The 9,087-nt window shown below is 68.0% G+C and carries 7 protein-coding genes; 5 read left to right on the top strand and 2 right to left on the bottom strand.

From position 1 onward, the window contains the following. Both Q0L11_RS07040 and Q0L11_RS07035 read right to left on the bottom strand, forming a co-directional pair. On the bottom strand, window positions 1-788 hold a 788-nt coding region (locus Q0L11_RS07040), incomplete at its 3' end, for an outer membrane beta-barrel protein (protein WP_296596294.1). A 521-nt stretch (window positions 789-1,309) separates the two neighbouring features. Continuing rightward, window positions 1,310-3,091 (bottom strand): cation:proton antiporter, encoded by a 1,782-nt coding sequence (locus Q0L11_RS07035; RefSeq protein WP_296596293.1) that lies wholly within the window; start codon window positions 3,089-3,091, stop codon window positions 1,310-1,312. A gap of 83 nt (window positions 3,092-3,174) precedes the next feature. Here Q0L11_RS07035 and Q0L11_RS07030 point away from each other — a divergent pair, with 83 nt between their 5' ends. The 5 genes from Q0L11_RS07030 to Q0L11_RS07010 all read left to right on the top strand — a co-directional run bounded on the left by Q0L11_RS07030 (window position 3,175) and on the right by Q0L11_RS07010 (window position 8,766). After that, a complete protein-coding gene (locus tag Q0L11_RS07030) occupies window positions 3,175-3,552 on the top strand; it encodes a DUF2946 family protein (RefSeq protein ID WP_296596292.1) in 378 nt (125 codons plus the stop codon). Window positions 3,553-3,612: 60 nt separating this feature from the next. Next, window positions 3,613-5,667: a TonB-dependent receptor gene (locus tag Q0L11_RS07025; protein ID WP_296596291.1), complete on the top strand. Its 2,055-nt coding sequence runs from the start codon at window positions 3,613-3,615 to the stop codon at window positions 5,665-5,667. Beyond that, complete coding sequence (locus Q0L11_RS07020) at window positions 5,655-6,149, top strand: YcnI family protein (protein ID WP_296596289.1); 495 nt, start codon at window positions 5,655-5,657, stop codon at window positions 6,147-6,149. The genes Q0L11_RS07025 and Q0L11_RS07020 overlap by 13 nt, the downstream gene beginning before the upstream one ends. An 8-nt stretch (window positions 6,150-6,157) precedes the next feature. Then, window positions 6,158-6,598, top strand: coding sequence for a copper chaperone PCu(A)C (locus Q0L11_RS07015; RefSeq protein WP_296596287.1), 441 nt, complete (start codon window positions 6,158-6,160; stop codon window positions 6,596-6,598). A 98-nt stretch (window positions 6,599-6,696) separates the two neighbouring features. After that, window positions 6,697-8,766, top strand: a complete 2,070-nt coding sequence (locus Q0L11_RS07010) for a M13-type metalloendopeptidase (protein ID WP_296596286.1) — start codon at window positions 6,697-6,699, stop codon at window positions 8,764-8,766. Window positions 8,767-9,087: the final 321 nt, after the last annotated feature.

Raw genomic sequence — 9,087 nt, 5'->3', positions numbered from 1 at the left:
GGCGGCGGCGGCGGGGGAGCCGCGAACAGGTACCGCAGGCCCAGCGTCACCGACTGGTCCTTGTACTCGCCCGAGAACACGCCCGGCTGCAGGCCGGTCGCCAGGCTGCCCGTCGACGCGAAGTCGAGGTCCGAGCCGCCCAGGTAGCGGTAGGTCAGGTCGACCGACAGCTGGTCGGTGGCCTTCCAGGCCAGACCGGCGATGAGCTGATAGGCGAACGCCGTATCCGAATCATCGATCGTCAGGTTCTGGATGGCGTTGGCCGCCGTCACCGGCGCCGGAATGTTCGAGAACTGGCCGAGCACGTCCATCTTGACGTGGTTCGCGCCGATACCCGCGCCGACGTACGGATTGATCACCGAGCCGGGCAGGATGTCGTAGATGATGTTGCCCATGACGGTCCACGAGGACACGTCACCGTCGGGAGCGCCGCACTTCGGGGCCGCCGTCGTGCGGGTCACGCCCGGCGAGCAGAGGCCGACGACGGCTTGGTTCGAACCACCGCGGACCGACTCGATGTCGCCCGAGCGATAGCCGACTTCCAGTTCGACGCGCCAGTGATCGTTGAGCTGGTAACCGAGACGGGCGAAGCCGGCCCAGTCGTCTTCCTGGTTGAAGTCCCAGTTGTAGGGGACACCGTTCGCGGCGTTGTTCGACGACGTGGCGTCGATGCCGTCCGGCCAGTGGTAGCCGAGGTCGACAGCGCCGTACCAGCCTTCTTGCGCGGCGGCGCCGGACGCGGCGAACGCCGCAGCCATCGCGGCCCCTGCCAGGAGTTTCAACTTCATAATCAGAGCCCTCTCGTTGCCCTCAGGTGGTGCGGCCGTTTGACCCAGCCGCCGTTATACCAAGCCGCAAACATTGCGAAAGTGTCGCCGAGGCCACACTCGCACCGCAATGTCGCCCGCCTTTCCCAAGCTATGGCAGGACGTCGGATGCAATAGCCACCCGCAAATGCTGGCGTTTGCGAAGAAGCGCCAGCACATTCGCCCAACCCGCCCGCTACGCATTCGCCCAGCGGACCCGTATCCCATCTTCAGGACCTCCGCCAATCCACGGCCGCGTCAGAGGCGCGTCCGTCGAGTTCTGACCGACGTCCTTGGCTTTCCTTGTAAAGAGTGACTGGCGACGCAATAAGGCGCGAAGGACCTTCGTCCCCCGCGGCGATCATCGCCCTGCTGCCCTCTGCACGCATGTCATCCCCGACGCAGGCTGCCCTGTCTGACCCGCCAAACGGATCAAGGTCACGCTTAGTTCCCGTCCCGCAAAGCGTCGCCGCAATTTTTTTTCGCCGCAATTCCGCCCGGTGTCAGCCGCCTCGCTCGCGCTGGAATCTGCGGGTTCGGCCGCCCAGCGACTCCGGGCGGTTCAAGGCCTTGCGGAATTCGTCACGCCGCTCGTGGATCGAGGCGATGACCAGCCCCATGGGCACGCCGATCTCCACGAGCACAGCCTCGGAAAGCTGCAGGCTGGCCTCGACCGTCTCCGGCACCGCATCGGTCGCGCCGAGATCGTACAGGCGCTGGGCGTGGCGCGCGTCCCGCGCACGGGCCACGATGGTCAGGTCCGGACGCAGTTCGCGAGCCACCGCCACGATCGATTCCGCGCCCTCGGGGCTGTCCATGGTGACCACCAGCGCGGCGGCTTCGGCAAGGCCGCAGCGCATCAGGAACTCGGCGCGCGCCGCGTCCCCGAAATAGATCGCCTCGCCGGCTCGTCGGCCCTGTTCCACCAGCTTGGGATCCAGCTCGGCGCCAACCCAGGCTATGTCGTGCCGCCGCAGCATGTCGCCCACCAGCCGCCCGACGCGGCCGTAACCCACCACCAGCACCTGCTGCGCGCCGCCAGTGTCGCCCTCGGGCTCAGGCGGCAGCTCGCTCGGCGTCACGCGGCGGCCGCTCAGGCGCAGGCCGAGCTGGGCGAGGAAGGGAATGGAGAACATCGAGAGCGTGGCGGCCACCAGCAGCGTCTGGCCCGCTGTGCGACCGACGATCCCCTGGTCCATCGCCTGCCCCAGGATGACGAAGGCGAATTCTCCGGCGCCCGCCAGCAGGAGAGCCGCCTCGATGGCGCTCCGGCTCTTCAGGCCAAAGACGCGCGCCAGGGCGAAGATCACCGCCGTGTTCAGCAGCACCATCGAGACCGCCGCACCCAGGATGATCAGCGGCCGCTCGAGCAGAAGCGGGACGTTCAGGCCGATGCCGACCGAAATGAAGAACAGGCCCAGCAGCAGGCCCTTGAACGGCTCCACCCGAACCTCGACCTCGTGGCGAAACTCGGTCTCCGCCAGGAGCAGCCCTGCGATGAAGGCGCCGAGCGCCATGGACAGGCCGGTGAGCGCGCTGACCAACCCCGCGCCGATCACCACCAGCAACGAGGCGGCTACGAACAGTTCCTCGCTCTTGGCGCGCGCCACCGATCGCAGCATCGGACGCAGCAGCACGCGGCCGAAAACGAAGAGCCCGGCGACACCCAGGACCGCCGGCAGCAGGCTCAGCAGGGCGGCCGGGCCGAACGGCTGGCCGGATCGCTGGCCCATCAGCGTGAGGGTCACCAGGATGGGCGCCACCGCCAGGTCCTGGAACAGCAACACGGAGAAGGTCGCCCGTCCGGCGATGGAATGCTGTCGTTTCTGCTCCGACAGGATCGGCATGACGATGGCCGTGGACGACAGGGCCAGAGCCGCGCCCATGGCGATCGCGGCGGCCGGCGGCTGGCCCACGGCCCGGGCCGCGAGCGCCGTCGCGCTGAGGCAGAGCACGACCTGGGCCGCCCCCAGACCGAACACGTAGCGCCGCATGGAGCGCAGGCGCTCCCACGACAGCTCGAGCCCGATCATGAACAGGAGGAACACGACCCCGAACTCGGCGAGCTGGGAAAGCTCCTCGGGGTTGGAGATGGTGAAGGCGGACAGCCATTCGAAGCGGTCGGACAGGCTGCCCAGGCCGTAGGGGCCCAGCAGGACGCCCGCGCCGAGGAAGCCGAGGATGGGGCTGATGCGCCACTGACGGAAGATCGGAACCACGACCCCGGCGGTCGCGAGAAACAGGACGACATCCTTGTACGCGCCGGGCTGAACGTGGCCTTCCATCAGGTCTCCGATTTTCCGATGCCTCCACTATGGGGCATCGCGTCCGCTTGCGGAATCCCAGGAAAGTTATAGGAGGCGGCTTCGTGGGGTCGCCGAAGAACCAGATGCGCGCCGAGCGCCGGGCGATGATCGCCTTGCTCGCGGTGTTCTGCCTGCTGGTCCAGGCGCTCGTTCCCAGCCTCGCCGCCGCCTCACCCGCTTCGGCCGGCGAGATGCTGATCTGCACCGAGATGGGCCTGCAGACGGCGCCGGACTCTCCCGGCGCGCCGCCGGTCAGCCACGCCTGCAAGCATTGCCTGTGCCCGGCGCCTGCCGACACGCCGCCGCCGGTCGTCTCAGTCATACGGGTCGCCTACGCGGTGGAGTTGGCCGAAGCCCAGCCGGCGCCGCAGATTCGCATCCCGCCCGCCAGGGCGCCGCCGCGCCCGCCCGGGCAAGGACCACCGCTTCCGAACGCTTGATCGACCTCGTCGGCGCGCCATGCCGCGCGCCCGTCATCCTGCGTTTCGGAAACACCAAACATGTCTCTCATCTCGGGCGCGCTCGGTCGCGCCATCCTGCTGGGCGCCGGCGCCTGGCCTGCCCTCGCCTGCGCGGCGGAGGAAGCTCCCACCACCGTCGACAGCGTGATCGTCACCGGCGCGCGTAACCCCGAGTACCCGCCGGTCGTCCAGGACGCCCGCAAGCGGCTGTCGGAGACGCCGGGCGCCGTTTCGGTGATTTCCCAGGAGTCCTACCAGAACCGTTTCGCCCTCGCGCTCGACGACGTCCTGCGCGACGCGCCCGGCGTCTTCGCCCAGAAGAAGTGGGGCGGTGATATCCGCATCTCGATCCGCGGTTCGGGCCTGGGCAACGCCAACCACAACCGGGGCCTGCTCATCGCCCAGGACGGGGCGCCGCTGAACGAGGCCGACGGCTATGGCGACAGCCAGATCGCCGACCCGCTCAACACCCGGTTCACCGAGGTGTATCGCGGCGGCAACGCCCTTCGCTTTGGCGGCGCTCTGCTCGGCGGCGCAATCAACATGGTCACCCCGACCGGTCGTACGGCCGGCTTCGACAATCAGGCCCGCGTCGATGGCGGCAGCTTCGGCATGGTCCGCGAGCACGTCGCGGCGGCGCGGCAATGGGGCGACTGGGATCTCTATGTCTCGGGAACCAACCAGACCGGTCAGGGCTGGCGGCCGCAGAGCCAGCAGAACATCCAGTTCGCCACGCTGAACCTTGGCCGCAGCTTCGGCGAGGATCGCGAGGTCCGGCTCATCGTCAACGGTTCGAACATCAACCAGGAGATCCCCGGGGCCCTGACCCTTGCGCAGTTCGACGGCAACCCGCGCCAGCCCGCGGCAGGCAACTATGCCAACGACCAGGGCCGCAACCAGCGCGGCGTCCGCACGTCACTGCGCACCACATGGCGGCTGAACGACCAGACTGTCTTCGAGGGCGCGATCTATGGCGTCTGGAAGGACCTCGACCATCCAATCTTCCAGGTGATCGACCAGGAGAGCCGCAACTACGGCGCGTTCGGGCGACTGGACTGGAAGGGCGAACTGGGCGGCCGCCACGCCGACGCCTATGCGGGTGTCTGGCTGCGGACCGGCGACCTCGACTCGAATTTCTACGTCAACGTGAAAGGCGCGCGCGGCGCTCCGACCTCCCGCACGCGACAGAACGCCGACGCCGTCGACGTCTTCGGCGAGGCTCGCCTGTTCGTATCGGAACGCCTCGCGCTGGTGGCCGGCGCCACCTGGGGCCAGGCGAAGCGAGACTATCAGCAGTTCGCGGTCCCCGGGGTCGTCTCCACGTTCAACCTCAAGGCCTCCAAGGACTACAACTGGCTGGCGCCGCGGATCGGCGTGCTTTGGGAGGACGCCGACGGCGCGCAGATGTTCGCCAACCTCACCAAGTCGGTCGAGCCGCCAAACCACGGCTCGCTGTCGCCCACAGGCACGGGCTTCGCGCAGGTGAAGGCCCAGGAAGCCTGGACCGCCGAAGCCGGCTTCCGCGGTCGGCGCGGCCCGCTCACGTGGGACGTGACGTTCTACCGTGCATGGCTCGACAAGGAACTGCTGCAGTACACCGTCAATCCCAGCATCCCGGCCTCGACGTTCAACGCGGACGAGACCGTTCACCAGGGCATCGAAGCGGCGCTGGATTGGGAGATCGTTCGCGGCCTGCGCCTGCGCCAGACGTGGACCTACTCCGACTTCCACTTCCAGGGCGACGCGCAGTACGGCGACAACCGGCTGCCGATCGTGCCCAAGCACTTCTACCGGGCCGAACTCCGCTACCAGCACCCTGCCGGCTGGTTCGTGGCGCCTTCCGTGGAATGGACGCCCACAGGCGGGTGGGTCGACTTCAAGAACACGACCCGCGCTCCGTCCTACGCGCTGCTGAACCTCGGCGCGGGCTACGCGGTGAATGAGCGGATCAGCCTGTTCGTCGACATCCGCAACCTGGCCGACAAGGACTATATCTCCAACGTGCAGGCCCAGATCGCGGCGACCGCGGCCAGCGCCGCCTATTGGCCTGGCGACGGGCGCTCTGTCTTCGGAGGCGTGACATGGTCGTTCTGAGGTCCATTGCCCTCGCGGCCGCGGCGGCGCTCTTCGCCACCTCGGCGTCGGCCCACGTCAGCGTGCAGCCCGCGACGGCCGGCGCGGGGGCCTACCAGGTCCTTCGGTTCGGCGTCGGCCACGGCTGCCGCGACAAGGCCGACACCACGGCCTTGCGCGTCGAAATCCCGGCGGGCGTCACCGTGGCGCGGCCCCAGCCGAAGCCGGGCTGGGTGCTACAGATCGTCCGCGACGGCGAGACGGTCACCGCCCTCGTCTGGACCGGTCGTCTTCCGCCGGACCAGTTCGACGAGTTCGTCGTCCTGACCAAATTGCCCGACGCCGGTGGCCCGCTGGCGTTTCCGGCGATCCAGTCCTGCGGGGCGGAGCAGAACCGCTGGACCGAAGTCACCCCGCCCGGCGCGCCGCGCTCGAAATTTCCGGCGCCCATCCTCAACGTCATCACGGCCGCGCCCGAAGGCGGCCATGATCATCAGCATTAGGCATCCCCATGAAACTGGTACTCGCCGCCCTTGCGGCCGCATCGCTCGCCACCGCCACCCAGGCCGCTCCCAAGGTCGAGGCCGCCTGGACCCGTCCCGCCGGACAGGGCCAGACCGGCGCCGGCTTCATGACCCTGCGAAATCCCGACGGGAAACCTGACGCCCTGGTGTCGGTGCAAAGCCCGGCGGCGCGGACGGTGCAGATCCATCAGTCCAGCATGAGCGGCGGCATGGCCTCCATGAAGATGCTGCCCAGCGTGCCCGTCCCGGCCGGCGGCGCGGTCACCTTCGCGCCCGGAGGATACCACCTGATGTTCCTGGGTCTGACCCGTGCCGTGAAGGCGGGCGACGTCCTGCCGGCGACCCTCACCTTCGCGAGCGGCGCCAAGGTCAACACGTCCTTCGTCGCGGGCATGGGACCGCCCAGCGCGGCCGAGCACCACCACTGAGGCCTTCGCCTTCCTGACAGAAATGTAACGAGCGTAACGGCGCGGGCCCGGTTCATGGTCCGCGCCGACTGTCATCTTCCGATAGAGACCCGACCGCCATGAAGACTGCCTGGCTCGCCGCCACCGCCGCGGCCGCCCTGTTGGCCTGCGCGCCCGCCGCATTCGCCGCCGACACGTCCACGACGCCGCCGGCCGCGGCCCGTGACCTGACCAAGGCTCCGCGGATGGGGACGTGGGGCTTCGACCTCGCCGGGCGCGATATGGCCACGCCTCCGGGCAAGAGCTTCTTCGAGTACGCCAACGGCGCATACATGCAGAAGCTGACGATCCCGGCAGATCGCTCGACCTATGGCGCGTTCAACGTGCTGGACGAGCTCTCGAAGGATCGCATGCGCGCCGTCGTCGAGACGGCGGCCGCGGACACCGCGGCGAGCGGCGAAGGCGCCAAGGTCGGCGCGCTGTACCGCAGCTTCATGGACGAGGCGAAGGTCGAGGCCCTCGGCGCGAAGCCGCTGCAGGCCGACCTCGACAAGGTGCGCGCCGCGAAGACCCGCGCCGACGTGGCCCGCCTGATGGGGGCGACGGCCGCCGGCTTCGGCCAGAGCTTCTTCAATCCGCAGGTCTACGACGACGCCAAGGATCCGCTGAAGTACGCCGTCTACCTCAGCCAGGGCGGCATCACCCTGCCCGATCGCGACTACTACCTGGACGCCAAGTTCGAGCCCCAGCGGAAGGCCTATGAGGCCTATGTCGCGAGGATGCTCGCCCTGGCTGGCTGGGCGAACCCCGAGCCCAACGCCAAGGCCATCGTCGCCATGGAGACCGAGATCGCGAAGGTCTCATGGACGCGGGCCGAACGGCGCGACGACGACAAGACCTACAACCCCGTCGAGACGGCGAAGCTGGCGTCCTTCGCCCCAGGCTTCGACTGGAACGCCTTCCTCGGTGGCGCGAAGCTGACCGCTGCCCGGCGCGTCATCGTCGCCGAGAACACCGCCTTCCCGAAGATCGCCGCCATCTACGGCAAGACAGACGTCGAGACCCTGAAGGCCTGGCTGGCCTTCACGACGATCGACCAGGCCGCCGGCTACCTCTCCAAGGACTTCGACCAGGCGAAGTTCGACTTCCGCGGCAAGACGCTGTCCGGCGTCCAGGCCCAGACTCCGCGCTGGAAGCGTGGCGTGAACCTGGTCGACAGCAACCTCGGCGAGGCGGTCGGCAAGCTCTATGTGTCCGCCTACTTCCCGGCCGAGAACAAGGCCCGGATGGAAGCGCTGGTCGGGGACATCCAGACCGCGCTGAAGGCCCGTATCCAGAAGCTCGACTGGATGGGGCCGGAAACCAAGCAGAAGGCCCTGGAGAAGCTCGCCAAGTTCACCGTCAAGATTGGCTACCCCGACAAGTGGCGGGACTACTCGGCGCTGAACATCGTGGACGGCGACCTGTACGGAAACGTCGAGCGGGCCTCAGCTTTCGACTGGAATTTCCGCGTGGCGCGCCTGAACCAGCCGGTGGACCGTTCCGAGTGGGAGATGACCCCGGCGACCATCAACGCCTACTACTCCTCCACCAAGAACGAGATCGTCTTCCCGGCTGCCATCCTGCAGCCGCCGTTCTTCGATCCCGAGGGCGACCCGGCCATCAACTATGGCGGCATCGGCGGCGTGATCGGCCACGAGATCACCCACGGCTTCGACGATCAGGGCCGCAAGAGCGACGGCGACGGCCGGCTGGCGGAGTGGTGGACCAAGGAAGACGAGGCCAAGTTCAACGTCCAGGCCGAGCGGCTGGGCAAGCAGTACTCCGCCACCGAGGTCCTGCCGGGCGCCAAGATCAACGGCGACCTGACCATGGGCGAGAACATCGCCGACCTGGGCGGCCTGCTGCTGGCGCTCGACGCCTATCACCTCTCGCTGAAGGGGCAACCGGCGCCGGTGATCGAGGGCCTCACCGGCGACCAGCGCGTCTTCCTGGGCTGGGCCCAGGTGTGGCGCGGGAAGTACCGGGACGACTTCATGAAGCAGATCCTGGTCAGCGACCCGCACTCGCCGCCGGTCGCGCGCGTGGACCTGCCGATGCGCAACATCGATGCGTTCTACGAGGCCTTCGGGATCAAGCCAGGCGATCCGATGTACGTCCCGCCGGAACAACGGGTCCGCATCTGGTAGCGCGCCCTTCCCTCCCCGACGGGGAGGGTGGCTGCAAGCAAGGTGGCAGACGGGGGGAATCACGACCGGGCTTAGAGCGTGAACGCGCGCCCGTCTCGCTGGCGATCGCCATCCTCCCCATAAAGGGGAGAGATAATTGACGATGACGTCAAAAACATCGATGTCCTGAAAAAGATTCGGCCCGCAGCGGGGGATAGTCGCTGCGGGCCGTCTTGAGCAGTCGCTCTGATTGAGCGGGCGTTTCCTCCCCGAAACGCCGGAGACCTCAGGACTAGCGCCTTCATGTCTCTCGCCTGATGACAGAACGGCAATTTTCTACCC

The sequence above is a fragment of the Phenylobacterium sp. genome (assembly GCF_024508875.1).
Lineage (GTDB): Bacteria > Pseudomonadota > Alphaproteobacteria > Caulobacterales > Caulobacteraceae > Phenylobacterium.
The sequence above is the reverse complement of the archived record's forward strand: the minus strand, read 5'-3'. Positions and strand labels throughout refer to the sequence as shown.